A 26069-nucleotide genomic window follows, 5' to 3' on the forward strand; every position below is an offset into this window, starting at 1 on the left:
GCTCGAAGGATGGAGCGCGCACGCGGCTCATGCCTTTGCCAGCTAATCAATAAATAAGGACATACCGTTCTATCCGAACAACGCTCGAAATAAGTCTTCGAGCGTTGCCAACGGGCGAATAGCGATATTATATTTTTTAGCTTCTAGGCCCTTTGTGTTGTATTTGGAGATGAAAATACCTTCAAAACCCAATTTTTCAGCCTCGGCGATGCGTTGCTCAATTCTATTGACCGCGCGAATCTCACCGGAAAGTCCAACCTCCCCTGCAAAAGTCAATTGGGAAGAAAGAGGAATATCTTGTTGCGAGGAGATTAGCGCGGCTATGACCGCTAGGTCGATGGCTGGATCTTCCACCCTTAAGCCCCCTGCAATATTTAGGAATACATCTTGCGCGCTCAAGCGGAAACCAAATCGCTTTTCCAGCACAGCCAATAGCATGCTCAGTCGTTTGGTATCAAATCCGGTACTGGTCCGCTGTGGGGTTCCGAAAGCCGAGTTACTAACGAGCGCCTGAACCTCAATCATCAGGGGGCGCATACCCTCCAGCATCGCAGCAATAGCGACACCACCTACAGGTTCTTCCCGTTGGGAAAGCATGATTTCCGACGGATTAGAAACTTCCCTTAATCCAGAGCCTTGCATCTCATAGATCCCAATTTCCGAGGACGAGCCGAAGCGGTTCTTTACCGCCCGCAGAATGCGGTAGACATGGTGGCGATCCCCTTCAAATTGCAAAACCGTATCGACCATGTGTTCCAACACCTTGGGTCCGGCAATCGAGCCGTCCTTGGTGATATGGCCTACAATAAAAACCGGTGTACTCGTCTCCTTCGCAAACCGTAGAAGCTCTGCTGTACATTCCCGCACTTGAGAGACAGATCCTGGAGCAGACTCAATCTGTGAGGAATGCAACGTTTGGATGGAATCGATCACCACAATATCAGGTTGTACAACCTCCACTTGCTTAAATATATTTTGGGTAGCAGTTTCTGTCAAGATATAGCAATTGGCTTTTGAGTTTTGTACCAACCTTTCTGCTCGCATCTTAATTTGTTGTTCACTTTCCTCGCCCGAAATATAGAGTGTTTTCACTTGCGGGATGCCCAGTGCCAATTGGAGCATTAGGGTAGACTTTCCGATGCCCGGTTCGCCTCCAATCAGTACCAATGATCCCGGAACAATACCGCCGCCCAATACCCGGTTAAATTCGCGGTCGGGCGTAGCGAGACGCTGTTCGTCCTGGTATACAATCTCGTTGATCACGGCAGCCTTGTTGGTTCGCTTTGTTGAGGTGGGCGCAGCACTGCTCCGCCATTCCGGCACCTTAGAGTTTGTTTTTTCGACGAGTTCCTCCACAAAAGTGTTCCATTGCTTGCAAGAAGGGCATTGTCCCAACCACTTTGCAGATTCATAACCACAATGTTGACAGAAGTATGTTGATTTTGCCTTAGCCATGCCACGAAAATACCAAAATCGAATGAGAATAATTTTCAAAATATGCTACCTCCTTGTAACATCTTCTGCTTACCTTCGACTTATATCCCATATGACTAAAAATCTCGAAATAGACTTTGTCAATCTTTTGGAGAATAACCAAAACATTCTCCATAAGATCTGTCGACTATACGCCGAAGATCTCGAAGCACATAAAGATCTATTTCAGGAGATGGTCATCCAACTTTGGCACTCGTACCCCAAATTCAAGGGCGAATCCAAATTTTCCACTTGGGCCTATCGGGTCGCTCTTAATACCGCCATTTCGCTCTACCGAACGAAAAAGAGACGAGTAGCTACCGTCGAACTGGACCAGTCGTTACAAAACATCCATTACGAAGAATATAACGAGGTGCAGGAGGAACAACTTCGATTTTTATATGCCGCTGTCAGAAAGCTGAGCGACATTGAGAAAGCTTTGGTCTATATGTACCTCGAGGATAAGGATTATCAAGAAATCGCAGAAACGTTAGGCATCAGCGAAGTCAATGCGCGGGTGAAGATGAACCGCATTAAAACTAAATTAAAAACTATGTTAAATCAGCAAGGAGGCATATAATGGACGGATTGGATTTACTGAAAGGGCACTGGAACAAAAACGACGATTTTCCGAAAATAGACAAAGAGCAGATTAAACATATGTTACATAAAAGCTCTTCCTCCATTCTTAAGTGGATATTCCTGATCAGCGTAATCGAACTAGCGGTCGGTATCCTACTCAGTTGTACGATCACAATAGAGAAAGAGCACCACTCCAGTCTCTATACCATCTTTTATGTAGCTTTCGAAGTCCTATTTTATATCGTGGTTTTGTATTTTATGTACCGTTTCTTTTCCAGCTACCGGAACATCAAGAACACCATCAATACCAAGTTGCTTCTGGAGAACATATTGAACACCCGGAAACACGTCAACAACTACATAAAATTTAATATATATTGCATCATCTTCCAGTTTTCGTTGGTGTCTATTGAGAAAATAATACAGGAGGTACAACGTAAACCCGCCGGCGAAGCTATTCTGTTTTCGATGTTTATGGTCGTTTTTGTTTCGCTATTTTGTTGGCTATTTCTTTTGGTCGTGCGCTTCTACTATAAATTACTTTATCGAAGACTAGTGCATAAGCTAGACCATAACTACGAGGAGCTCATCAAGATAGAGGAGTAAATGTGGCACGGTTAGTTTTCGTTCTCCTTCCATATCCGCAGAAAATTAAGTCCCATGATTTTCACCACATCAGCCTTGCTGTACCCTCTCTGCAGTAGGGCATCCGTCAAAACAGGAAATTTAGAAACATCTTCCAAGCCTTGGGGAGCGGATTCGATACCATCGAAATCAGAACCGATTGCTACGTGATCGACACCGACCTTTTTGACGAGGTAATCGATATGGTCCAACAGCGTGGACAAGGGGGCATCTGCTTGGTGCTGTAATGTTTTAGGGAGCTTTTCGTATTGGCGTGTAGCCGACAAGCCATAGTTTCCCTTGTCGCCGAAATGCCGTCTGTAAAGCTTTTTCACACGTCCGGCAAAGCCCGGATCCAAGAAACCCGAATAAAAGTTAACACCAACTACACCACCATTTTTACGCAAAGCTTCGAGTTGCGCATCTTTTAGGTTCCTGTAGTGGGGCATTAGGCTGTAAGCGTTGCTGTGGGAGACCAATACCGGCTTAGTGCTGATAGACAGCACATCGTAAAATGTTTGCTCACCGGCATGCGAAAGGTCGATCATCATGCCCAGCGCATTCATTTTCTTGACAAGCGATTTTCCAAACACGGAAAGCCCTTTACCTTCACGATGTGCTGTCTTAGACTCGATGGCCGCTGCAGTGGCCCACGGTAGGTTATAGTTCCACGTCAACGTTAGGTATCGCGCACCACGTTGATAAAGAGCTTCTAGGTTATCCAATGAGTTCTCAATCATGTTTCCGCCTTCCACACCAATCAACGCAACAATTTTACCTTCATTGACAATCTGCTGCACATCCGCACTGCTCTTGGCCAGCGCAATATCTTTGGCATTTGCCCTTACCATCTTTTCCAACGCATCGATCTGTGCGTTAGCATGCTTAAAAGCTTGGCCTTTTCCGAATTTCTTGTCGTCAGACCAAACGGCAAATACCTGTACATCCACCCCTCCTTTTTTCAATCGTGGTATATCGGTATGTCCAACAGCTAGTCGTTTGCTCAAGTCGCGGCCCTTCAGCAGTGATTCATAAATCACATCGTTATGCCCATCGACAACCATTAAACTTTCATGAAACGCAAGATTACCTTGTGCTATCGCAGCCTGAACGCAAAGAACAGCCGTGCAAAATACGAATGCTTTTCTCATCGAATTACTGTGCTGATTGGATACTTTCATAAATAGCGTCTTGTATACGGCTACGAATATTTAGATCATATAACTTGTTGCTTACCTGTGGATGCACTCGGTTAGAAAGGAAAATATAGATCAATTGATTTTTAGGATCTATCCAGATACAGGTCCCTGTGTATCCCGTATGTCCATAAACGGAGGGGTTAGCCAATTTAGAGGGATATGCTTTTTTTCTATCCGGATCGAAGCGGTCAAAACCGAGTCCTCGTCTACTATGGGCCGACTGGTTGGAAGTAAACAGATCGACGGTTTCTGGACGGAAGTACCTAATGCCCCCATATTCGCCCCTATTCAGGAGCATCTGACCATAAATCGCAAGGTCGTTGGCTGACGAAAACAGACCTGCGTGACCAGCCACACCACCGGCCATGGCGGCACCTTGGTCGTGCACATATCCTTGCAACAACACTTTACGGAAAGATGTATCATGCTCTGTCGGTACCATACGTGTTTTCGGAAAACGGTTTCGCGGGTTATAGCCAGCGGTTTTCATACCGATAGGCCGATAAAGAAATTTTTGCACATATTGATCTATGGGCTCGGCAGTCTCGTGCTCAACGATCTCCTTCATGACGTACATGCTAATGTCGCTATACACATAATTTCCGGGCGGCTTTACAGCAGATTTGAGCATTTCAGGCCACATCACGTCCCGGTAGTAATTGTTCAGCAAATAAGCGCTATCGGCTACCGTTACCTCATGAGTCGCATCTCTTGTGCGCTGCAGGTCGCCCGGTTTTAGCTTCTTGTAGAACGGAATAAACGGCGTAAAGCCAGCTTCGTGCAGCAGAACACTACGCAACGTAATATCTTTTTTATTGGATAGCTTCGCCTGGCCTAAATAATGGCCCATGGTGCTATCCAACCGAATCGTTGCTTCTTCTTGCAGATGCATGACTACCGGCGTGGTACCAACGATCTTACTGATGGATGCCAAGTCGAAAACATCGTTCGTCCTTGTGGCTCGTTTGTTTGCGTAAGTATGGCTTCCGTATGCTTTCTCGAAAATAACCTGTCCATTCTTGACGGCCATCACGACCATTCCAGGCGCTGCATGCTGCTGTATGGCTTCCGTTGCAATTGCATCGATCTTTTTCACCATATTCACCTTATCCAGGCCTGACCCCCACCCATCGGTATACTGTATACGCACCTGCGCTGTCTTCAGTGCTCCTTCTGTTATGGCAAGTCCACCGAATACCGACATCGCAGCAAATTCCTGCGCTTGCTTGTCGAAAGCCGGGTAGCGGATTTCCGAAAACCGGGCATCAATCAAATTATCTGCCCATACGCGTCCACCGCCATCTTTGCCAAAGCGCACTAAGACTACCTGCTTTTTATTGACGATGGACTGTCGAACTTTTAACAGCAGGTCACTGCGCAGATCATCATCCGTACCAGCAACGATTATGGTATTAAAATACTTTGTCTGTTCATCGTATTGTTTGAAGTCGAAAGCTTCGATTTCCGCATAGCGATCGAGCATATCGACAAAAGGACGATAGGGCGATAGAGATGGCGTAACAACGGCAATCTTTCGTTGATCTAGATGCGTTATAGGAATTATATCTTCTGCGTTTTTCAGCAGGATCGCTTGATTGGCAACAGTCTGCTTAAACTGTCCAAAAAGCAAACTTGAATAAAAAAGAAGACTTAAAAATATAAATGAAGACAATTTCTCACTTCTGATGGTTCTTACCATTTGTATGTTATGTTTAGTATTGCTACGTAAATTTATAAATAAAACGCAGAAAGAAGCATGGACGAACGATATAATTTCACAGTGAATCGCCCATCCTCTGCGGTGCGGCGGCCAAATCTTTCATATTGCATATCCACCTAAATTTGACTAAGTTTGATCTATGCCGGAAGTTTTAGCAAGCAAAACCATATTCTCCTTGTTGGAAGTATCACGTAGTATACAAAAAACTATTGCCGATCGGTATAAAAGTCTGTATTGGATCAAGGCGGAGATGAATAAACTTAACCACTATACCCATTCCGGCCATTGCTATCCCGAACTCGTTGAAAAGAAAGATGGTAAAATTGTTGCCGAAATGCGATCCACGTTATGGAAAGCGGACTTTCAGCGTATCAATGCCTTATTTATCAAACAGCTTGGTGAACCTTTGCGCGAGGGCATCACGATGCTTTTCCAAGCCGCTATCAGCTACGACCCGCTTTATGGGTTCAGCTTGAAGATCCTGGACATCGATCCTACTTTCGTGTTGGGCGAGCTTGAAAAAGAGAAACGGGAGAGTATCCAAAAGCTGCGGGAAGAAGGACTATTCGGCGCAAATCGACAACTTCGCTTTCCCCTGCTTGCGAAACGCTTGGCAATTATTTCCGTAGAAACGAGCAAGGGGCTCTCCGATTTCTTCAACATCATTAAACAGAATCCTTGGGGCTATCGTTTTGAGTACAGGCTATTCCCTGCGCTACTGCAGGGGGATAAATCCATTCCTTCCATTATCAAACAACTTGCTGTGATAGCGGAGCAGTCCCATGAATTCGATGCCGTAGCCATTATTCGGGGCGGCGGCGGGGAAGTGGGGCTCTCTTCCTACAATAATTACTTGTTGGCGAAAGCGATCGCTTTATTTCCTATTCCGGTATTAACCGGCATTGGCCATTCAACAAACGAAACTGTCAGTGAGATGGTGGCCTATAAAAATGCGATCACGCCAAGCGAACTTGCCGACTTTTTGATACAGAAATTCCACCAATTCGCCATCCCGGTAGATGAAGCGTTGCGCCGCATTGTCGACGCCACGAATACACAATTTATACAGGAACAACGTAATTTAGAACAAATTTCCCGTGCTATTTCCTGGAGTAGCAAGGCACATTTGGCGAGTCAATCAAACGAACTAAAAACGACAACCAGCCACCTGCAGCTTTTCAGCCGGCAACTTTTACGAGCGCGGATGGTCGAGTTAAGCAATAGTGACCGATTGCTCCGGTTGGCAGATCCTCAGCAACTGCTTATGCGGGGCTTTAGCATCACCCGGCTCAACGGACGCGCCCTTACCGATGCCGCTGTCCTTGCGCCCGGCGACGAGATTGAAACCACCTTCTTATCGGGGTTGACTTATAGTAACATCATAAAAAAGTAAGATCAAGAAAATATGGCAACAGTTTACACCTATGAAGAAGCTTTTCAGGAGCTACAGGCAATTGTCTCCGACATCGAATCCGGGCAAATCAATGTCGACGAGCTCACGGCGAAAATCCAACGCGCGGCGTCCCTTATTGCTATCTGCAAAGCCAAACTTAGCGCCTCTGAAATGGAAGTCGAAAAACTACTGGCGAAGCTACATGCGGCAGACGAAAGGGCTTCATCCCCGGTGGATGAAGAGGAATAGCGGGCACATCACGCATTAATTTTAGCGATTACACTTTTATCACCGGATAGCCACAAAACGGCAAAACCTATTGTCAACCTATTGAAAGCGAACGAAAATATTAGAAATTCGTTACCTTTGCACTGTATGTCAAATAAATCGGAGCAAAACGCAAAATCTCATATCCAAATCAAGGGAGCGCGGGTAAACAACCTCAAAAATATCGATGTCAACATTCCGAAAAACAAACTCATTGTTATCACGGGCATGTCAGGTTCGGGCAAGTCATCCCTCGCTTTTGACACGCTGTATGCGGAAGGCCAGCGCCGGTATGTAGAGAGTCTATCGGCGTATGCGAGGCAGTTTATGGGGCGGATGAACAAGCCGGAGGTCGACTATATCAAAGGTATCGCGCCCGCGATCGCGATCGAACAGCGCGTGATTACTTCCAACCCACGTTCGACGGTAGGTACCTCCACGGAAATATATGACTACCTGAAGCTGCTTTATGCACGCATTGGCAAGACCATATCACCCATATCTGGGAAAGAAGTTACCAAAGATACCGTTTCGTCCATTATCGATGAGCTGATGGCGTATTCCACGGATACCACCGTCACCGTCTTTGCGACCTTATATCCTGTTAACAAACGTAAATTAAAAGAAGAGCTTTCGTTGCTCCTGCAAAAAGGCTTTGTCCGTATCCTTTTTGAGGGCAAAATACAGAAAATTGAAGATGTTATTGACGACAAAACGGTCAAGAATCGTGATTTTAACCCAGACGAGTTACAGATTGTCGTTGACCGGATCCGGTTGGACAAGGAGGAGGACACCTACAGCCGCATAGCCGATTCATTGCAGACTGCTTTTTTTGAAGGGAAGGGCGAATGCTACGTGGATATAGATGGCGTGAAAAAACATTATTCGGATCGTTTTGAACTGGATGGCATGGCCTTTGAAGAACCGACACCCAATTTTTTCAGCTTCAACAACCCCTACGGTGCCTGTAAGCGCTGCGAAGGATACGGTAAGGTTATTGGCATCGACGCGGACCTCGTCATACCGGATAAAAGTAAATCGGTTTACGACGGTGCTATTGCTCCTTGGCGCGGCGAGAAGATGGGGGAATGGTTAGACCGTTTGGTACGGAATGCCTTAAAATTCGACTTCCCTATCCACCGTTCGTATGGAGAGCTTACCAAAGCGCAGCAGGAGCTATTATGGACGGGCAACAAATATTTCTCGGGTCTCCACAAATTTTTTGAGGATCTGGAATCACAGACTTACAAAATACAGTATCGTGTGATGCTTTCGCGTTATCGTGGCAAGACAGATTGCCCGGATTGCAAAGGATCCCGTTTACGGAAAGATGCGACATACGTTAAGATCGCGGGACAATCCATCACAGACATTGTATTGCTACCCTTAGATGAGGCCTTGCATTTTTTCAACAACCTGTCGTTGACGAAAAATGAGCAGACTATAGCCAAGCGATTATTGGCAGAGATTGTCAATCGGCTTCAATTTCTATGCGATGTCGGGCTGCGCTACCTGACGCTAAACCGACTCAGCAACAGCCTTTCTGGTGGCGAGTCCCAACGGATCAATCTAGCAACGTCGCTGGGCAGTTCGCTTGTAGGTTCCATTTATGTGCTGGATGAGCCCAGTATTGGTTTACATCCACGTGACACGCAGCGATTGATTGGTGTATTGAAATCGTTGCGTGATGTCGGCAACACGGTTATCGTTGTGGAGCATGAACAAGAAATGATGGAAGCCGCCGATTATCTAGTAGATATCGGGCCAGAAGCGGGCATCAACGGAGGGGAATTGGTATTTGCCGGTACCTACGATGAAATATTGACCGACAAGCAGAGCTTAACGGGGCGCTACCTTCATGGCGAGCTCACCATCCCCACGCCCTCGAAACGTCGCAAATGGAGCGATTCCATCGTGGTGAAAGGCGCGCGCGAGAATAACTTGCAGGGAATAGACGTTGCATTTCCGTTGAACGTGTTTACGGTCGTTACTGGTGTATCCGGTTCTGGCAAGACCTCATTAGTCAAGCGGATCCTTTACCCAGCTTTGCAGAAAGCCATTGGTAATTATGCTGGCGAACAAACCGGAATTTTCGATGCGCTAGAGGGCGATATAGCGCGCGTTGAGCAGATAGAAATGATTGATCAAAATCCGATTGGTCGCTCGTCGCGCTCGAACCCCGTAACCTATGTGAAAGGTTGGGATGAGGTGCGTGCGGTGTATGCGGCACTTCCTGCTGCCAAGGCGGCAGGCCTTAAGCCTGCAGCGTTTTCCTTCAACGTCGAAGGTGGCCGTTGCGATGTCTGCCAAGGTGATGGCGAAGTAAAGATCGAAATGCAATTTATGGCGGATATTGTACTGCCTTGTGAAGCTTGTGGTGGCAAACGCTTCAAGCAACATGTGCTTGACATAACCTACAGAGACAAATCGGTTTCTGATGTATTGGACTTAAGCGTGGACGAGGCTATACTATTTTTTGACGACCAACCGAAAATCCTTGCAAAGATCAAGCCGCTACAAGATGTGGGATTGGGCTACGTCAAACTGGGCCAGCCATCAAGCACGCTATCAGGCGGCGAAGCGCAACGTATCAAACTAGCCTCTTTCCTTATTAAAGGAAACAATAGTAAAAAAACGCTATTTATTTTTGACGAGCCGACCACCGGACTGCATTTCCACGATATACAGAAGCTGATACATGCTTTTGACGCTTTAATAGCGCTAGGAAACAGCATCTTGGTCATCGAGCATAACATGGAGATGATTAAAACGGCGGACTGGGTTATCGACATCGGCCCGGAGGGGGGGAATAAAGGGGGCAGTCTTGTATATGAGGGAACTCCTGAAGGATTGGCAGCATGTAACGAATCTTATACAGGGAAGTTTCTAAAAAATCACCTACTTTAGTCGCTCGTTCTTAAAACTCAACATAGTATGTGGAAATCATTCTTTACAGGCCTTTTAAGCGTAGCGCTCGCGTTTCCGAGCTTAGCACAGCCTGCACGTCCGAAGTTAGTCGTAGGCCTGATGGTCGACCAGATGCGATGGGACTACCTTTACCGTTTCGCAGATCGTTACGGGAATGACGGTTTCAAACGGCTGCTCAATCAAGGTTTTTCTTGTGAAAACACCATTATCAATTACATTCCAACGTATACCGCAATTGGACATAGCTCGGTATACACCGGATCGGTGCCATCGATTCATGGCATTGCAGGCAATGACTGGATCGTCCAGTCTACCGGCGCGTCTATGTATTGTACGCAGGACGACCTCGTAAAAGGGGTAGGCACCAACGAACGAGAAGGGCAACAATCGCCTCGCAATCTTTTAGCCTCGACAGTAACCGACCAACTTAAATTAGCCACCAATTTTCAATCCAAGGTTGTTGGCATAGCGATCAAAGATCGTGGAGGCATTCTCCCCGCTGGACATTTCGCCGACGCAGCCTACTGGTTTGAGAGCAAATCCGGCGACTGGATAACGAGCAGCTTTTATATGGAGCAACTTCCCTCTTGGGTTGCTCAATTCAATAAACAGAAGTTTGCAGAAAAATACCTAAAACAGGATTGGAACACCTTATATCCCATCGAGACCTACGCAAAAAATAGCATAGCCGACAACAATCCATATGAAGGCAAGTGGGCCGGCGAGGAATCGCCAACATTTCCACGTAAAACGTCGCTGCTGATGAAGGACGCGGGCTACGAGCTCATCAAAACTACCCCTCAGGGCAATACGTTCACCCTAGACTTTGCAAAAGCTGCTATCGAGCACGAACAACTAGGTAGCAACCCGAGCAACAGCACCGATTTCCTTTGTGTCAGTCTTTCGGCAACCGACTATGTAGGCCATCGTTATTCATTATCGGCTGTCGAAATAGAAGATACGTACCTCCGTTTGGATAAAGACATTGCGGATTTTTTAGCCTACCTGGATCGAACAGTAGGTAAAGACAACTATACTTTCTTCCTGACAGCAGATCATGCGGCATCCTACAACCCGATGTATTTTACCGACCAGAAGGGGAATGGTGGATATTTGTTCGGCCGACAGATCCGTCAAAATCTCAATGATGCACTATCTGCGGAGTTTGGCAGTGACAAATTGATCCGTAGTTTAACAAACTATCAAATCCACCTCAACTACCCCATGATCGATTCCTTGTCATTAAATCTCGATGACGTAAAAAAATCCATCATCAAAACATTGAAGAAAGAAGATGGTATAGCATACGTTGTTGATATGGAGGGCGACCAAAATATGTTTATCCCAGCGCCCATTCGGGAAAAGATCATCAACGGCTACAACCGTAAGAACAGCGGAGCCATACAAATCGTTGCAGAACCGCAATGGTATTCCGGTTCGCCACGGGGCACAGGAACGACCCATGGTGTATGGACCGCCTACGATTCACATATCCCTTTGATCTTTATGGGCTGGGGGATAAAACAGGGTGTCAGCAACAAAGAGGTGCACATCGTGGATATCGCCCCGACACTCTCGTCGTTGCTCCATATTATGGAACCCAATGGAAATATTGGGAAACCGATCGTAGAGGTCTTAGGGCAATAGTTTCAGGAGCGAACAAATTTCCGTAGCTTTGTATATTCGTATATAGGATTACTAGATTAAAGGATAATACATGCTTTCTAAGAAAACGAAATACGCCATTAAGGCACTCATGGTTCTAGGACGAAACTATGGAAAGGAACCTATGCAAATTGTGAAAATTGCGGAGGAAGAACGTATTCCAAAAAAGTTTCTGGAACAAATCCTGTTGGAAATGCGGAATGCAGGCATCCTCTATTCCAAGAAAGGTGCCGGTGGGGGATATAGTTTGAATAAAGCGCCGGAAGACATATTTTTGTCGCAAGTGATGCGTTTGATCGATGGACCTATTGCTTTGCTTCCTTGTGTGAGCTTGAATTTCTATCGCTCTTGCGAGGAGTGTGCAGAAGAACATGCTTGCGGCATCCGCGATACATTCGTTGAGGTTAGGAACGCTATGTTGCAGATATTAAACGACACCAGCGTCGCACAGCTCATCAATAAAGAAAAGCAGCTGTCCTTCGACTTGGATACCGAGTCATAATCTTACGGTGTAGGACGAGCGAAAAGCTCCTCCTACACTGTTACAGATGTTCCATTAGTTTTTCAAAGGCCATTCCTCGAGAAGCTTTCAAAAGTACCGTACTGTCCATGATCGGCCGCTCGCGCAGCGCCTGTATCGCGAGATCCGTTGTTTCATAAAACTCTGCCGCATCGCGCTTGTGTTCGGAAAAAGCTTTTCCGACAAAAATAATACGCCCAGCAGGTATAGTGCACGCCATTTCCACTAGCTTTTGATGCTCCACAAAGCTTTCATCACCCATTTCAAACATATCGCCCAAAATGATGGCCTTTTGCTCGGCATCGATAAAAGCAATGTTTGCTAATGCCGCCGCCATACTGCTAGCATTCGCGTTATAGTAATCCGCGATAACAGTATTGGCGGATGTTTTTGTTATTTGAGACCTGTTATTAGTAGGCGTATAACTGTTGATACCACGGTTTATTTCGTCATCGGCTAAACCTAAAAAATTCCCTACAGCGACAGCTGCTAGAATATTCTCTGTATTATAGGAACCCGTGAGTTTGGTATCGACCGTATGTGACACCCCTTGCTGCAAATGCCAAGTGATTTGGAGAAAGGGATTTGCTCGCTCCAGTTTGCCGATAACGGCATTTGAATCCGAAAAGCCGTATCGCACAACCTTATCAACCTTCCGCTGACGCTCCATCTCGATCAGGTGCTGGTTATCGCCTTGAAGAAATAACACCCCATGATTGGCTTTCAAATAATCGTAAAGTTCACCTTTAGCTTTTTTCACGCCTTCGAACGACCCAAATCCTTCCAGGTGAGCCTTCCCCACATTGGTTATCAATCCATGTGTGGGTGCGGCAATTTCAGCGAGGAAGGCAATTTCATGTTGGTGGTTCGCGCCCATTTCTATCACAGCAACTTCGATGCGTTCATCGATGGCAAGCAACGACAATGGCACACCGATATGATTATTTAAATTTCCCTTTGTAGCAAAGGTTTCGTAACGTTGCGACAAAACAGCGTATAATAACTCCTTCGTTGTCGTCTTACCATTGGTTCCCGTAATACCGATAACGGGAATATGCAATTGATGGCGATGGTGACGCGCCAAATCCTGCAACGTCTCCAGCACATCGGCAACCAAAATATAACGATCATCGCGTGCATATTTATCTTCGTCGACCACAGCCAAGCTAGCTCCAGCAGCGATTGCATCTGCGGCAAATGCATTGGCATTGAACTTCTCACCCTTTAATGCAAAGAAAATACTACCCGGGATAATGTTCCGAGTATCGGTAGCAATCAACCGGCTTTTGATGTAGTGTTGATATAACTGCGCTATAGTCATCATCGTTCGTTTTCAACAAAGGTACATATCGTGCTGCTAAAAAGAAGGGCCATTTTCGCTGTATTTATCCTAGTTATCTTTTACGGGGTAGCATGCCGTGCATCTGCAGCCCTTACGTTTAGTTGCATAGGTACGCTTCGGGCTTCTTAGTGCAACTTATACGCTTTGACGCTATTGTTGTTGAAAGTTGGTATAAAAATGGTATTGGATTGAGGGTGATATCCTAAATCGGCCGTATTCATTTCTCCCCGTACATCCAATAACTTATCAAAGGTCCCATCTGCTTTGACATGGTAAATCAAACCTCCCCAGCAGGTGACCAAAAATTCATTATTTCCGATCGGTTCCAGACCATCACCCCCCTGCTCGAAACCTTTGGCGACGATCGTAATTTTCTTATTGCTATCAATCTTCCATAGCTCCGGCCCCACCAAAGCGTAAAGATGACCACTAGAAAACTTGAGTCCATTTACGGAAGGTGTGTTTTCCAAATAAACCGATGGGCGATTGTTGCGCATTTGATAGATCTTACCGGATCGTGTATCAGATACATACACCAATCCATCATCGTCGATGGTTACATCGTTAAGCATGATGGCGCCGGGAAATTCGATCTGGTTAACAACATTACCCGTCACCACATCCACAACCCAGACGGATGTAACATCGGCTACGTACAGGAGATCCCTGTAAAGAGCCAACCCCTTTGGGGCATCCATTTCGGTGATCCAATCCTTCATTTTGATGGAACCGTCAAGGTTTAGGATAGCGACGCCGCCTTTGCCATCCTTGGTCATAGCATCTCCATCAATCAACGATACGTAAAGCAGATCGTTTTTCGCCGAATACAAGACAGATTCCGGTGTAGGTAGATCTTTCGTTTCCCAAAGGGGTTTAAGCTGAAGTTGCGCAAATGCTGTCGCGGACAAACACGTTGCGAAGGCCAAAAAGAATAGTTTTTTCATGTATATCAGTTTTTCTAGGTAAGCTATTCGTATTCCGGAAATCTTGTCCAACGATCCAACCCTACGACATCACGGATTTCCATAAAAATCATTCTACGGGTATAACCTTATTGATAAACGCTGGCGCGTGTGGACTGTTTAAATATCATCCTTTTTAATCCATTTGGTCACTGCCACGGGCTCGTATCGTTCCATTTTTTCTAAAAGCTCCTCTATCGTGTCGGCGATCAACAACATCTCTCGATTCTCTTTTTTAAGCAATCCCTCGCTCACCATATGATCGATAAAATGGATCAGGTGCTGATAGAAATTATTGGTATTGAGCAGTCCTACCGGCTTTTTATGCAACCCCAATTGTGCCCACGTAATCATTTCAAACAGTTCTTCAAGGGTTCCAAATCCACCAGGTAAGGCAATTACACCCTCGGCATAGTCATTCATGATACGCTTTCTATCGTGCATGGTGTCAACCGTAATTAAGGTAGTCACGCCCGTGTGCTCCCGTTCCTTAGAATTTAGAAAATGAGGGATCACCCCCACCACTTTCCCTCCGGCTTCCAGTGCAGCGTTGGCAACCGTGCCCATCAGCCCGACCTTACCGCCCCCATAAACCAGCTGGATGCCTCGCTCGGCAAAAACCTGGCCTACGCGCGCGGCCTGTTCACTGTATGCTATGGAATGACCAAAACTTGAAGCGCAAAAAACAACGATACTTTTTAATTTCATGCACAAGTATAAACAAAAAGCCGCAGGTTTTTACATCCTGCGGCGCTACTGCTCTTTTCCATAACGAGTCAACAGAGATCTTAAAGTGCTCTGCTTTTTTCTTCGGAGTCGGTTGTTGTACGTTTCGTTTGTTGTTTTAGGTTACCGAATTTATAGGTATACGTTAACCGGATCACCCGGTTGTCGTTATACTGTCGGAACTCACTATCGAAAGCCGCAAAATTGGTGGAGACATTATTTTGCTGTGTCCGGAAAACATCCGTCACCGCGAGCTTCAGTGAGTTTCTTTGATCTTTGAAGTTGTAATTCACGCCCAGATCGGTTCCCCAGCGGGTATGGATTTTATATACATTATATAAAAAAGGACTGTTATAGTTGACCGACAATTCTGCGCCAATGCCTTTGCCCAATTTGAAATTGTTGGTACTCCGGCCTTGAAAGAATAGAGAGCCTGCGTTGGCGAAATCTCCCGCAATCTCACCTTTAAAATGCATATATACACCCGTTAGGTTATTGTTCATTGTCCAAAATTGACCAATTTGAGCAGGCGCGTTGATGTTCAAGTAAGAGGTCAACGTCTTCGCTAGGTTTTGTTGCTGGATCCATGATTCGCCGGTTTCCACATTTTGCCCCAAGCTTTCCAGCATGGCATCATTGGTAATATCGGTTCCTAAGGTAAAATTGAACATCTTCATCCATGTATAATTTAGCGTGAATCCGTCTGTGTATTGCGGACGAAGGTAGGGGTTGCCCAGCATAAAGGTAAACTTATCGATATAATAAGGCATAGGATTCAAATACCGATAGTTCGGTCTGGCTATTTTTCGCGCATAGCTTAATGAAACGATATTGTTTTCGTTGAATGAGTAGGAGCTACTTACGGAAGGAAACAAGTCGAGGTAGCTACGCTTATTGATGGTATCCGTTGTGATGGAATGTGCATTCGATTGGGTGTGCTCTGCGCGAAGCCCCAGTTTGATGCTGGCTTTCCCTATCTCCCGGCTGTAGTCTACATAGGCCGCTGCAATCTGTTCGGTATAAACAAAATGATTTTGCCGACGGGGGAAACGTTGCCAGATATCGTCCACATATTCCTCAAAAGTGAGGTCGTTATCCGATTTCACCTGGCTATATTTAACGCCAGATTCAAATTTGCCTTTTCCGATGTTCTTCACGAAATCCACTTTGCCGACATAAATATTGATATTAACCGGCATCGCCGTGCGCCAGTATTCAGGGCTGCGAGCCAACATGCCGTTTGGAAAAGCAGTTTGATAGTCATAGTCAATGTTTGACCGGTTTCGGAAGGCACTCCAATCCAAATCCAAGGTTAGTTTACCGTCCAGCGTATCCAGCCGGAATTCGTTGTTGAAATTAATCGAATAGCGGTTAAAAGGCGTTCTACTGTCTGTGACTGTATGAAGTATTGAATCCACTGCACCTAGCCGTGGCCCGATCTGCGTGCGGCTTGCATTCACAGACTGTTCGTCGTCGTTATCACCAGAAAACTGCAGGAGCATCGTGTTTCGTTTGGAGGTACGTTGTTCAATGCCAATTTTGTAGTTATGCGTTTTATTAGTCTCTATCAAGCTCGCCTCCTGATCGAAAACCCTAGTCAGGTCTTCCGAAGCGATGGTGCGCAGTAAATCGAGATCAAACTGGCGTTTGTTGTGGGTGAAACCGTAGTTTCCAAATAGGGTTGTATTGTTTTTTTTATAATTTAATGTCAAAGAGGAGTTTCCCCGAAAATGCTGCCCATGCGCTGCACTTGCTAAGAATGTCCCATTAAAACCTTCCAGCCTATTTTTCTTTAACGTAATATTTATCGTACCGACCGATCCTTCTGCATCATCCTTTGCACTTCTACCTGTCGTTACCTCGACACTTTTTATCTGATCGCCATTCATCGATTTTAGAAAGGTAGCAAGTTGTTCGCCGCTCATGAAGGTTTGTCGACCGTCGATCGTCACATTGACGCCCTGCTGTCCCATCAGTTGGAGATTTTCATCCTTGTCTACACTAACCCCCGGCGCCCGCTGCAATACCTCCAAGGCATTGTTACCTGCTGCCAGCGTAGAATTCTCCACATTCAAGATAAGCTTTCCATCGCGCTGCTGAACCAGTGGAACACGCCCCTCTACCGTCACAGTCCCTATAGATCGCGCTTCCACAAGCAGCTGAATAGTCTCCATTTTCAATAGGTTATCATCTGTCTGAAATATCGGAGACGTATATGTTTCAAACCCTACCGATGTAGCCTGTAGCATGAACTCCCCTTTAGGCACCTGGTTGATTTGATAGTTCCCTTGTTCATCGGTCAGGCTGGTTTTTATCACGACGGCGGCTTTGGCACTAAGCAGATAAATAGATACATTCGCCACTGGCGCACCGTCCACAGACAGAACTTGTCCAGCTACCGCCCCCTTCGGCAACTGCTGAGCCTGCAGCGTGAGCGCAGTATATCCAAAAAAATAAAATGAAAGCAAGAGGTAGGTGTAGATGTTTTTCATAGGTTGATCATGCTTTGCCCAGCCGACTTTTTACAATATGGCTAAGCAAAGCTTTTAATTTAATACGTTTTTTTAGCTGTGTGAGCGAAGCTATTTATCTGCTTCTTTATCTTTAATTTTTACGCTTTTATCTTTTACTTCAATGGTCACATTAGATCCGTCGATCGTGATGATGGAATCGAGTTTGTTTGCGTGCAGTTCCTCAGCCGATACAGCATCAACAAGGGCGACATGGTCATCATCTTCTTGATCTTCTTTTTTCTCGGCCTGTGCGCAGACCAAACCTGTTGCCGACATCGTCCATTCCGTGAATTTTTGATGATCGTTATCGGCATAGTTATTTAAACATTCCCAATAAGATATACCGCGAAGCTTGTACTCTATGCTTTTCTCCAAGATCACTTTCGCACCTCGTGGAAGATAAACAGTAACCCCCACATATTGATCCCGATCAAGCGCATTTTTTCGTAAGAGAAAATGGCTGGGGAACAAAAGTGTTTTGCCCTCCTGTACAGCCTCGTATACAATGTCTCTCGCACGTTCGGCCGCCAACTGATACGTTTTGCCTTTAGCCGAATAATTATATTGCACATAAGGTTGCGCTAGTGAATCAATGCTCTCAAACGATATCCCGATATCGCTATGCAAATAGTTCCGTAGGTCCTGCCCATCGATCTGTATATTAAATTTTGACCGCAGGGAATCTTTTTCGCTCGCGTCTAGAATCCGTATATCCTTTTCCGTAAAGTGATACACCTTTTGTGCGGTTATGTTACGTTGCACGTTGATTGTACTTTTCTCTCGAAAGTCCTGCGAAGCATAGACACAGTAATAAATAACCCCTGCTAGGGAAACTATCCATGCGGCAAACATAGTCAAAGACAAATAGTTGTTCACTTTATCCGTTTTGAAGAGGACGCGCACCAACCATAGGAATAGCGCAAAAAATGGAATGGTCATCGCCAAAAATCCGAAAGAAAGAGCTATGACAGCATCATCGGTAGAAAGAATCGCCAATGGAGGAAACAAGATCGGGTTTTCCAGGCCGAATAAGTTCATCATATTGAAGATATAGAAAATAAATAAGCCCAATATGTTCAAACCTGTAAATATCAACATCAGCCAGGCAATCATCTTTCCGATAAGACCCAAACATCCACCCAACGCATTTCCCGCTCTCCGCGCACCGCGACCGATATGTTCGCCTGCGCCCGCAAACTCATCTGAAAAAGATTTGACTTCCTCATCGAATGACTTCTTGAAGTTCTGTAAGTTCGGTACCTCACCGCGCATAGCCATCTTATCCGCTCGGGTCTCGGCAAGCGGCATCACAATCCAAAGGATAATGTAAACCAAAAAGCCAGAACCACCAATCAGAACAAAAAGAACCAATAGCACCCGCAGCCATCTCGGCTCCATGCCGAAATAATGTGCCAAGCCGCTACATACGCCCCCCAACACTTTATCTTCAGGATCCCGCATGAGCTTACGGCCAAAATCACCGGCATGTTTACGGGGCTCAGCGTATGCCTTGGTATGTTCTTCACTCGCTTCCTCACTTTGCTCAAAATCACTAACACGGCCCATGCGTGCTATAACCTGTTGCACATCCTCCAGGTTAATAACCTCTTTGCGACCAGATTGAATACGCTCATTGAACATCTCGGCAATGCGGTTTTCGATATCTTCCAGGATTTCTTTGCTCTCTGCGCTGTTGCCAAAATGTTTCTTAATATCAATCATATATGACCGAAGCATCTCGTATGCATCCTCCTCGATGTGGAACACGATACTGTTTATGTTTATGATGATTGTCTTATTCATGACCTTGTTTAATAGTTAAGATTAGTATATTTTTTTTAATTTCTGCCTTGCAATGACGTTTCCACAGCGAATAAAAGCTCTTTCCAAGTCACATCCAGTTTGCTGAGAACCTCTCGTCCTTCGCTCGTGATTTCGTAATACTTACGGGGTGGTCCCGACGTGGATTCTTGCCAATTGTAGCTTAAAAGTCCGTTGTTCTTTAGCCGTGTCAAAAGCGGGTACAATGTCCCCTCGACCACCAAGAGCTGCGCTTTTTTGAGCTCCCCGATTATATCTGATGCATAGATCTCCCCTCGGGAAATAATAGAAAGGATACAGTATTCCAGTATCCCCTTACGCATTTGGGTTTGTGTATTTTCCGCTATCATAACAATACAAAGATATATGCTTTGTATTGTACTATGCAATACATAGTACTATATTTATTCAGTATTTTATTGTAAACCACTGATATTCAGGGTAAATAATTTTTTAAAATCTTACAGCAGCCTGTGCGAACCGAGACATTCTTGACTTTTTTATTAGGAATATTTGAAAGTTGCATAATAAACACGACTTTTATAAACCATGCTGAGATTCTTATACAACTACTCCCTATCCATCTTGTGGGGAATACTGATGCTGCTTTTAATGGGGCTACCATCAACAGATCTACCCGACACGAACTATTTTGAGGGATTTGATAAGTTGGCGCATTGCGGATTTTTCTTTGTTTTTGCCGTGTTATTGCTTAGGGGATTTATTTTGCAAGGAAAAGGTCGTAGTTCGAAGATCAAGACTTTCTTGATCGTATTGTTCATCACCAGCTTCTTAGCTTTTGGAACGGAAGCCATACAGTTGTATTTTTCTGCCGGTCGGATGGCAGATTGGTGGGACATCTTTGCGGATTACATGGGAATTGGCATGGCGCTGTTGGCTTACCTTTTATTGCATCAACGAAAACAAGGTTATTAATGAACGATATGGGAAAACGAACTTTCTTTTTCGGCATTCTTTTATTGCTTTTGGGTATAGGCAGTCTACAATCCTGTGCTGTTTTTAAAAAAGATTGCGGTTGTCCATCTGCGTTGGGAGGCAAACAACGCTAAGCCGTTGTCTTATGCCATCGCCAACACGGCGACAGAGACGCGACAGCCATTCCTATCCAATGTTCGCGCTGCAGATGCGATCGTCGCTCCGGTGGTCAACACATCGTCTACCAATAGAATGTGCTTGCCAACCAACGCCTGCATATTGAGGCAGGCGAAGATGTTCTCCACATTGTCATAGCGATCCATTCTTCCCATAGACGTCTGACTGGCAGTGTTCATGGGCCGGATAAAGTTCACGGTGTCTAACTGCACCTTCAATACCTCAGCAATTCCACGGGCGATGTATTCGCTTTGGTTGTAACCGCGCTTCCTTTGCTTTTTCTTATGTAACGGAATGGGAATAATGAGGTCAATTTGATGGAAATGTGGCGATGCCAACAACTGATGCCCTAGCCGGCGGCCCAAGTACATACCAATCGCTGTACCTTGCCCATACTTCAGTTTGTGGATCATGGTTTGCACCAGGGAAGACTTTGCAAAAGACAGAAAAGCAGCAGCCATCTCCACGGGAGCTTTGTGCTTAATCCGACGCATGGCTTCGTTGTCCAAAAAAAGGTAATGATCGTTTATGGGTAAATGAAATTCGCAATAGCTGCAAAGCAACTCTTCTTGCTGTAGCAGCACCTTTTCACAGGATGCGCATACGGAAGGAAACAGGACAGCGATGAAACTATCCCAATAGCGTCTGAGATGCATAGGCCATATCTTGGTGTATGCAAATGTACTTTATTTTTTATTCGCTTACCAAATCTGTCTTTTCTTCTTTGATTGCGAGTTGCCCACATGCGGCATCAATATCTTTGCCACGGCTACGTCTGACGTTGGTAATCACACCTTGACTGCGTAGATATGCTGCAAACTGATCAATTTTATCGGCTTCCGCGTTGACAAAGTCTGCTAATGCTATGGGATTGTACTCGATGATATTTACTTTGCATGGCACATGCTTACAGAATTTTGCAAGCTCTTTCGCATCTTGTAGCGCATCATTAAAATCATGAAAAACAATATATTCAAAGGTTACCGGATTTTTTGTTTTTGCGTAGTAATACTTCAGCGCCTCCGCCAGTGCCTGTAGCGAATTTTGCTCATTAATAGGCATAATTTCGTTCCGCTTTTGGTCATTTGCAGCATGCAGTGAAAGTGCCAAATTAAATCGCACTTCGTCATCTCCAAGCTTTTTGATCATCTTCGCAATGCCTGCCGTAGAAACCGTTATTCGCTTAGGGGCCATATTTAAGCCATCGGGCGCCGTGATCCGTTCCACAGATTTCATCATACCACTGTAATTCAAAAGTGGTTCTCCCATACCCATATATACGATATTGGTAAGGGGTTGTTGGTATTTTTCTTCGGCCTGCTTGGCGATAAGTACCACTTGGTCATAGATTTCATCGGCCTGCAGATTGCGCTTTCGATCCATGTATCCTGTCGCACAAAACTTACAGGTTAAGCTACAGCCCACTTGTGAACTCACACAAGCCGTCATGCGATCGGGTGTGGGGATCAACACTCCCTCTATCACGTTTCCATCATATAGTGTGAAGCTACTTTTAATGGTCCTATCTGCACTAACCTGTGATTGTCTTACGTTTACCGCACGAATCTCGAAGTTGGCTTTCAGAGTCTCCCGCAGGGGTTTGCTGAGGTTGCTCATCTCATCAAAATTTGTGCACGACTTTACCCACAACCATTCATAGATTTGTTTGGCACGAAACCCCTGTTCACCCATTGCGATAAGTTTATCTTTCAAACCCGACAAACTTAAACTTCTGATATCGATCAATTTACCCTGCTTTTCCACGGTGCAAAGATAGACAAAAAATAATGAAGCCCCTAAGTGCTCTAGGTAGTCCTTTTGTAATAAAGTGATAAATTGGGAATAAATTACCGCGCCCGCAGGCTAATGAAAGCCGTAATCCGCTATTTTTTTCTGTTTTTATAGCTTCGCCAAGCGAACATGGCCACACCTGCCAGCAATATAAACGGCCAAAGACGTAGCACAAAAAGAAACACCTCACCCACGAATAGCCAACCGTCTGCGACTGCCTCCTCCAATTGTATCCAAAAGCTTTGACTCCCAATAGGCAGATTCGCTTGGTATTCAAACAGCTGGATACCCAAGCTGCTATAAGCAATCTGATCCTTCAGACTCCGCATAACAGATTCTTGGCTATCGACTTCTTCTTGCAACCGTCGAATTTGCTCTTGGATTTCCAACAGATCCTTCACGCTCTTTGCCTGCCCCACCATCTCCTGATAACGTTTCAGGTACGCTCTTTTGCTTTGCAATCTAGACTCCGAATCGAAATATCGCAGCGAGACATCCTCGCTACGCAAAGATCGCTCGGTGAGTTTGTCGCCACCCTTTTCGATAGCCAACAGAAATCGGTCGAGATGTGCTGCTGGAATGCGCGCAATGAGGGAATAGTGGCGGTAGGTGCCAGCGCTTGACAAGGTCTCCTGTTCGTAATAGCCACCATAATGCGTTAACAAAGCATCCATCGCCTGCTTGCTTTTCCCGATCGCTTTGGACTCCACCGCAATATTGCCGCTACGGATAATCTTTTTGTTTGGAGATGTTGTTGTGGATAAAGGTGGTGTCGGGTGATCGTCCGCTTGTCCATTGGCGGACGCACGTATTTCAGCCTGTGGGGTGACTTCTTCCGCAGCGTCCGATACGACAGCTTGCTCTTCTATGGCTTGAGCGGTAGTAGCAACCTCGGCTTTATTACAGCCCACCATAAAGCTCAAGGCGAAAAACAGAGAAAAACAATATCCTTTCATAGCGTGCAATTTGTTGGCTAAGATGCATTATTTTCCTCTATTCCATAACGTATCTAAAAATTTTATTCCGCTTTTTTCAATGCCTCTTTAACTTTCGGGATGATTTGCGTGCCATACAGCTCGATCGACTTCATCATATCTGCATGGTCTGGACTGCCGACATCCATATGAGCTGAAAACCGCGTTAAGCCAAACATTTCGATGGTATGCAGGATCTGTTCAACAGACTGATTAACATCTCCAACGACCAAATGCCCGTGCGCCGAACGACCGAAATCGTATTGCGATCGCTGATAGGGTGGCCAGCCTCGCGAGGCTCCAATGCGGTTCATCTGGGCTGCATAAATTGGGTAGTATTTATCCGCCACGTCTTTTGAATTTTCCCCAAAAAATGCATGCATATGCACCCCGACCTGAAAATCCTTGCTATCATGCCCATTGTCCACCCAAGCTTGCTGGTACATTTCAAACAACGGCTTAAAGTTTTCTGGCGCACCCCCGATGATGGCAAACATCACGGGTAATCCAAGACGAGCGGCGCGAATAACCGAGGAAGTTGTGCCACCAACAGCTACCCAAATCGGCAAGGAGTTCTTCACCGGACGCGGGAAAATCTGTTGGTTGATCAGTGGCTTTCTAAATTTCCCGGACCACGTGACGGTATCCTGTTTGTTCAAGCGTGTCAAAAGCTCCAATTTTTCGTCGAAGAGCTCGGCATAATCCTTTAAATCATAGCCAAACAGCGGGAACGACTCGATGAACGAGCCACGGCCAGCCATCAATTCTGCACGTCCATTGGACAATAGGTCCACCGTGGCAAAATCCTGAAAGAGCTTGACCGGATCGGCCGAACTCAACACAGATACTGCACTTCCCAATTTGATGTTTTTCGTGATGGTTGAGGCTGCTGCAAGGATGATTTCCGGCGAAGCCACCGCGTAATCCTCCCGGTGGTGCTCTCCAATACCGAAGAAATCTACCCCAACTTCATCCATCAACTTCACTTCTTCCACGATTTGCTGCATCCGTTCGGCAGCGGGTTGTATTTTTCCTGTTGTGGGATCGATCTGTACATCCCCAAACATGCCTATTCCTAACTCAATCATATTAGTTTTCCTTTCTTGTACAAAGTTAGTGCCCTTCCTTTGGCCAGCCATTGACCTATATCAAGAAATAGCTATCCGTGGATATACTCTTTCGTGCCATAACTTTGGATCAGCTTCCCTTCAAATGTCAACCATTCTTGCCATCGTTTCTCGACATCGACATCGGTGGCATATTTACGTGCGAAATTTAGAAAAGTTGTGTAGTGGTTGGCTTCTGACACCATGAGGTCATGATAAAAGGTCGCCAAAGCCTCGTCTTTGATATTTTTGGAGAGCACTCTAAAACGTTCGCAGCTACGGGCTTCGATCATGGCGGCAAACAGCAAGCGGTCCACAAAGGCTTGGTTTCGCGATCCATCTTTTTTTGCAAACTTCATCAAACGTCCGACATAATCATCCTTGCGCTCTCGGCTCAGGACATAACCTCTTTCTTTGATGATATCGATTACCATTTGGAAATGTTGCATCTCCTCGATCGCAATAGCGGTAAGCTCATGAACCAAATCTTCGTATTCCGGATTTTGCGTGATCAGGGTAATGGCGTTGGAAGCCGCCTTTTGCTCGCACCAGGCATGGTCGCTCAGGATTTCATGCAAATTAGATGCTGCAATATTTGCCCAGCGGGGGTCTGTTAACAATTTTAAACCTAGCATATCAGTCTCCTATCAGTTGGAGCAAAGATACGAAAAATAAGCCTGTGCCATTATCTATTGGCACAGGCTGTATGCGTTTTACCCAAAGAAAGCTTCCGTATCGAAGCCGTAGGTTTGCAGCACGTCGGGAGGCACACCGTTCCATACCCCCGGTCTGTTTCCGGCATAGCCAATATCCTTTACGCCCATTTCGCTGGTAAAAAAGCCCGATGCGGTGAAGTTACGCATCAGCGAAAAGAATGCTACGCCCTGGCGCATTTCCGGTTTGGCCGTTTCGGGGTAAGCTATTTCGTCGATCAGTCCAAGCTGTTGCTCGTTCTTGCAATTTATGAAGGCATTGCCGTAGCGTTTTTGGCATTGGACATCGAGCCATTTCAGGCCTCCACGCATTGGGATTTTATTTTCTGGCAGGTCTTTCACCATAAATTCGATAAAGGCAGGCACGCCAGCCTCCGAAGCGCTGCCCGACGTATCATCCTGTGGGATGATGATATCGGCCAGCACGGTAATCGTTGCCATTTCATGTTCCGTAAAAAACTTTTCTGCTTGCAGCTGCTTGTTGCGTTCATGTTCAAAATCCTGTACGCCTGGTAGTTTATCCGATGCGGTGGCCGTATCGGCTGTTGTCTTCTCTTGCTGACAAGAGCTGGCCGCCAATACGCCCGAACCAGCCGCAATAAGGCCTAATGCCTTTAATGATTCTCTTCTGTTCATC

The 26069-nt window shown here is 45.7% G+C and carries 23 protein-coding genes; 8 read left to right on the forward strand and 15 right to left on the reverse strand.

Annotated features, from left to right (window positions below; translation table 11 throughout):
• Nucleotides 1-69: 69 nt before the first annotated feature.
• Nucleotides 70-1455: a DNA repair protein RadA gene (gene radA, locus IE165_RS04355; protein WP_189625654.1), complete on the reverse strand. Its 1386-nt coding sequence runs from the start codon at nt 1453-1455 to the stop codon at nt 70-72.
• 91 nt (nt 1456-1546) lie between these two features.
• Here radA and IE165_RS04360 point away from each other — a divergent pair, with 91 nt between their 5' ends.
• Complete coding sequence (locus tag IE165_RS04360; protein WP_189625386.1) at nt 1547-2053, forward strand: RNA polymerase sigma factor; 507 nt, start codon at nt 1547-1549, stop codon at nt 2051-2053.
• Nucleotides 2053-2661, forward strand: coding sequence for a DUF8845 family protein (locus tag IE165_RS04365; protein ID WP_189625387.1), 609 nt, complete (start codon nt 2053-2055; stop codon nt 2659-2661). Before IE165_RS04360 ends, IE165_RS04365 begins: the two co-directional genes overlap by 1 nt.
• 11 nt (nt 2662-2672) lie before the next feature.
• Here the strand turns inward: IE165_RS04365 and IE165_RS04370 are convergent, their stop codons facing one another.
• Nucleotides 2673-3830, reverse strand: coding sequence for a dipeptidase (locus tag IE165_RS04370; RefSeq protein ID WP_189625388.1), 1158 nt, complete (start codon nt 3828-3830; stop codon nt 2673-2675).
• A gap of 4 nt (nt 3831-3834) precedes the next feature.
• The gene (locus tag IE165_RS04375) at nt 3835-5577 is read right to left on the reverse strand and encodes a serine hydrolase domain-containing protein (RefSeq protein ID WP_189625389.1); all 1743 of its coding nucleotides are present in this window, start codon (nt 5575-5577) and stop codon (nt 3835-3837) included.
• A 160-nt stretch (nt 5578-5737) separates the two neighbouring features.
• Between IE165_RS04375 and xseA the strand changes: the two genes are divergently transcribed.
• The 5 genes from xseA to IE165_RS04400 all read left to right on the forward strand — a co-directional run bounded on the left by xseA (nt 5738) and on the right by IE165_RS04400 (nt 12353).
• On the forward strand, nt 5738-6991 hold the full coding sequence (gene xseA, locus IE165_RS04380; RefSeq protein WP_189625390.1) for an exodeoxyribonuclease VII large subunit: 1254 nt from the start codon (nt 5738-5740) through the stop codon (nt 6989-6991).
• Between the two features lie 12 nt (nt 6992-7003).
• Complete coding sequence (xseB, locus tag IE165_RS04385; protein WP_189625391.1) at nt 7004-7240, forward strand: exodeoxyribonuclease VII small subunit; 237 nt, start codon at nt 7004-7006, stop codon at nt 7238-7240.
• A gap of 126 nt (nt 7241-7366) precedes the next feature.
• Nucleotides 7367-10165, forward strand: a complete 2799-nt coding sequence (uvrA, locus tag IE165_RS04390) for an excinuclease ABC subunit UvrA (protein WP_189625392.1) — start codon at nt 7367-7369, stop codon at nt 10163-10165.
• 27 nt (nt 10166-10192) lie between these two features.
• On the forward strand, nt 10193-11833 hold the full coding sequence (pafA, locus tag IE165_RS04395; RefSeq protein ID WP_189625393.1) for an alkaline phosphatase PafA: 1641 nt from the start codon (nt 10193-10195) through the stop codon (nt 11831-11833).
• Between the two features lie 70 nt (nt 11834-11903).
• Nucleotides 11904-12353 (forward strand): RrF2 family transcriptional regulator, encoded by a 450-nt coding sequence (locus IE165_RS04400; protein ID WP_189625394.1) that lies wholly within the window; start codon nt 11904-11906, stop codon nt 12351-12353.
• Between the two features lie 40 nt (nt 12354-12393).
• Here the strand turns inward: IE165_RS04400 and IE165_RS04405 are convergent, their stop codons facing one another.
• The 6 genes from IE165_RS04405 to IE165_RS04430 all read right to left on the reverse strand — a co-directional run bounded on the left by IE165_RS04405 (nt 12394) and on the right by IE165_RS04430 (nt 20085).
• Nucleotides 12394-13695 (reverse strand): UDP-N-acetylmuramoyl-tripeptide--D-alanyl-D-alanine ligase, encoded by a 1302-nt coding sequence (locus IE165_RS04405; protein ID WP_308434290.1) that lies wholly within the window; start codon nt 13693-13695, stop codon nt 12394-12396.
• 143 nt (nt 13696-13838) lie between these two features.
• Nucleotides 13839-14657 carry an SMP-30/gluconolactonase/LRE family protein gene (locus IE165_RS04410; RefSeq protein ID WP_189625395.1) on the reverse strand — a complete coding sequence of 273 codons (819 nt, stop codon included), beginning with the start codon at nt 14655-14657 and terminating at the stop codon, nt 13839-13841.
• Nucleotides 14658-14795: 138 nt separating this feature from the next.
• Entirely contained in the window at nt 14796-15383 is a 588-nt protein-coding gene (locus tag IE165_RS04415; RefSeq protein WP_189625396.1) for an LOG family protein, read from the reverse strand.
• A gap of 80 nt (nt 15384-15463) precedes the next feature.
• Complete coding sequence (locus IE165_RS04420) at nt 15464-17893, reverse strand: TonB-dependent receptor domain-containing protein (RefSeq protein ID WP_189625397.1); 2430 nt, start codon at nt 17891-17893, stop codon at nt 15464-15466.
• A gap of 90 nt (nt 17894-17983) precedes the next feature.
• A complete protein-coding gene (locus IE165_RS04425) occupies nt 17984-19717 on the reverse strand; it encodes a PspC domain-containing protein (RefSeq protein ID WP_189625398.1) in 1734 nt (577 codons plus the stop codon).
• Nucleotides 19718-19752: 35 nt separating this feature from the next.
• Nucleotides 19753-20085: a PadR family transcriptional regulator gene (locus IE165_RS04430; protein ID WP_189625399.1), complete on the reverse strand. Its 333-nt coding sequence runs from the start codon at nt 20083-20085 to the stop codon at nt 19753-19755.
• A gap of 199 nt (nt 20086-20284) precedes the next feature.
• On the opposite strand from IE165_RS04430, the gene IE165_RS04435 reads away from it, so the two are divergent.
• Nucleotides 20285-20671 carry a VanZ family protein gene (locus tag IE165_RS04435; RefSeq protein WP_229826343.1) on the forward strand — a complete coding sequence of 129 codons (387 nt, stop codon included), beginning with the start codon at nt 20285-20287 and terminating at the stop codon, nt 20669-20671.
• A 143-nt stretch (nt 20672-20814) separates the two neighbouring features.
• Here IE165_RS04435 and IE165_RS04440 read toward each other — a convergent pair whose 3' ends face one another.
• From IE165_RS04440 to IE165_RS04465, 6 genes are all read right to left on the reverse strand, one after another.
• Nucleotides 20815-21504: a ComF family protein gene (locus tag IE165_RS04440; RefSeq protein ID WP_189625400.1), complete on the reverse strand. Its 690-nt coding sequence runs from the start codon at nt 21502-21504 to the stop codon at nt 20815-20817.
• A gap of 37 nt (nt 21505-21541) precedes the next feature.
• A complete protein-coding gene (rlmN, locus tag IE165_RS04445) occupies nt 21542-22612 on the reverse strand; it encodes a dual-specificity RNA methyltransferase RlmN (protein WP_189625401.1) in 1071 nt (356 codons plus the stop codon).
• Between the two features lie 119 nt (nt 22613-22731).
• A complete protein-coding gene (locus IE165_RS04450; protein ID WP_189625402.1) occupies nt 22732-23595 on the reverse strand; it encodes a DUF4349 domain-containing protein in 864 nt (287 codons plus the stop codon).
• Nucleotides 23596-23657: 62 nt separating this feature from the next.
• On the reverse strand, nt 23658-24701 hold the full coding sequence (locus IE165_RS04455) for an LLM class flavin-dependent oxidoreductase (RefSeq protein ID WP_308434291.1): 1044 nt from the start codon (nt 24699-24701) through the stop codon (nt 23658-23660).
• A 71-nt stretch (nt 24702-24772) separates the two neighbouring features.
• Nucleotides 24773-25354 (reverse strand): MiaE family protein, encoded by a 582-nt coding sequence (locus tag IE165_RS04460; protein ID WP_189625403.1) that lies wholly within the window; start codon nt 25352-25354, stop codon nt 24773-24775.
• 78 nt (nt 25355-25432) lie between these two features.
• On the reverse strand, nt 25433-26068 hold the full coding sequence (locus IE165_RS04465; protein WP_189625404.1) for a gluconate 2-dehydrogenase subunit 3 family protein: 636 nt from the start codon (nt 26066-26068) through the stop codon (nt 25433-25435).
• Nucleotide 26069 lies beyond the last annotated feature (1 nt).

The sequence above is a fragment of the Sphingobacterium griseoflavum genome (genome assembly GCF_014653155.1).
GTDB classification, from domain to species: Bacteria; Bacteroidota; Bacteroidia; order Sphingobacteriales; family Sphingobacteriaceae; genus Sphingobacterium; species Sphingobacterium griseoflavum.

Excerpts from the sequence above, each read along its gene's own strand:
- radA (WP_189625654.1), bottom strand. The coding sequence starts at position 1,455 with ATGGCTAAGGCAAAATCAACATACTTCTGTCAACATTGTGGTTATGAA.
- IE165_RS04360 (WP_189625386.1), top strand. The coding sequence starts at position 1,547 with ATGACTAAAAATCTCGAAATAGACTTTGTCAATCTTTTGGAGAATAAC.
- IE165_RS04365 (WP_189625387.1), top strand. The coding sequence starts at position 2,053 with ATGGACGGATTGGATTTACTGAAAGGGCACTGGAACAAAAACGACGAT.
- IE165_RS04370 (WP_189625388.1), bottom strand. The coding sequence starts at position 3,830 with ATGAGAAAAGCATTCGTATTTTGCACGGCTGTTCTTTGCGTTCAGGCT.
- IE165_RS04375 (WP_189625389.1), bottom strand. The coding sequence starts at position 5,577 with ATGGTAAGAACCATCAGAAGTGAGAAATTGTCTTCATTTATATTTTTA.
- xseA (WP_189625390.1), top strand. The coding sequence starts at position 5,738 with ATGCCGGAAGTTTTAGCAAGCAAAACCATATTCTCCTTGTTGGAAGTA.
- xseB (WP_189625391.1), top strand. The coding sequence starts at position 7,004 with ATGGCAACAGTTTACACCTATGAAGAAGCTTTTCAGGAGCTACAGGCA.
- uvrA (WP_189625392.1), top strand. The coding sequence starts at position 7,367 with ATGTCAAATAAATCGGAGCAAAACGCAAAATCTCATATCCAAATCAAG.
- pafA (WP_189625393.1), top strand. The coding sequence starts at position 10,193 with ATGTGGAAATCATTCTTTACAGGCCTTTTAAGCGTAGCGCTCGCGTTT.
- IE165_RS04400 (WP_189625394.1), top strand. The coding sequence starts at position 11,904 with ATGCTTTCTAAGAAAACGAAATACGCCATTAAGGCACTCATGGTTCTA.
- IE165_RS04405 (WP_308434290.1), bottom strand. The coding sequence starts at position 13,695 with ATGATGACTATAGCGCAGTTATATCAACACTACATCAAAAGCCGGTTG.
- IE165_RS04410 (WP_189625395.1), bottom strand. The coding sequence starts at position 14,657 with ATGAAAAAACTATTCTTTTTGGCCTTCGCAACGTGTTTGTCCGCGACA.
- IE165_RS04415 (WP_189625396.1), bottom strand. The coding sequence starts at position 15,383 with ATGAAATTAAAAAGTATCGTTGTTTTTTGCGCTTCAAGTTTTGGTCAT.
- IE165_RS04420 (WP_189625397.1), bottom strand. The coding sequence starts at position 17,893 with ATGAAAAACATCTACACCTACCTCTTGCTTTCATTTTATTTTTTTGGA.
- IE165_RS04425 (WP_189625398.1), bottom strand. The coding sequence starts at position 19,717 with ATGAATAAGACAATCATCATAAACATAAACAGTATCGTGTTCCACATC.
- IE165_RS04430 (WP_189625399.1), bottom strand. The coding sequence starts at position 20,085 with ATGATAGCGGAAAATACACAAACCCAAATGCGTAAGGGGATACTGGAA.
- IE165_RS04435 (WP_229826343.1), top strand. The coding sequence starts at position 20,285 with ATGCTGAGATTCTTATACAACTACTCCCTATCCATCTTGTGGGGAATA.
- IE165_RS04440 (WP_189625400.1), bottom strand. The coding sequence starts at position 21,504 with ATGCATCTCAGACGCTATTGGGATAGTTTCATCGCTGTCCTGTTTCCT.
- IE165_RS04450 (WP_189625402.1), bottom strand. The coding sequence starts at position 23,595 with ATGAAAGGATATTGTTTTTCTCTGTTTTTCGCCTTGAGCTTTATGGTG.
- IE165_RS04455 (WP_308434291.1), bottom strand. The coding sequence starts at position 24,701 with ATGATTGAGTTAGGAATAGGCATGTTTGGGGATGTACAGATCGATCCC.
- IE165_RS04460 (WP_189625403.1), bottom strand. The coding sequence starts at position 25,354 with ATGCTAGGTTTAAAATTGTTAACAGACCCCCGCTGGGCAAATATTGCA.
- IE165_RS04465 (WP_189625404.1), bottom strand. The coding sequence starts at position 26,068 with ATGAACAGAAGAGAATCATTAAAGGCATTAGGCCTTATTGCGGCTGGT.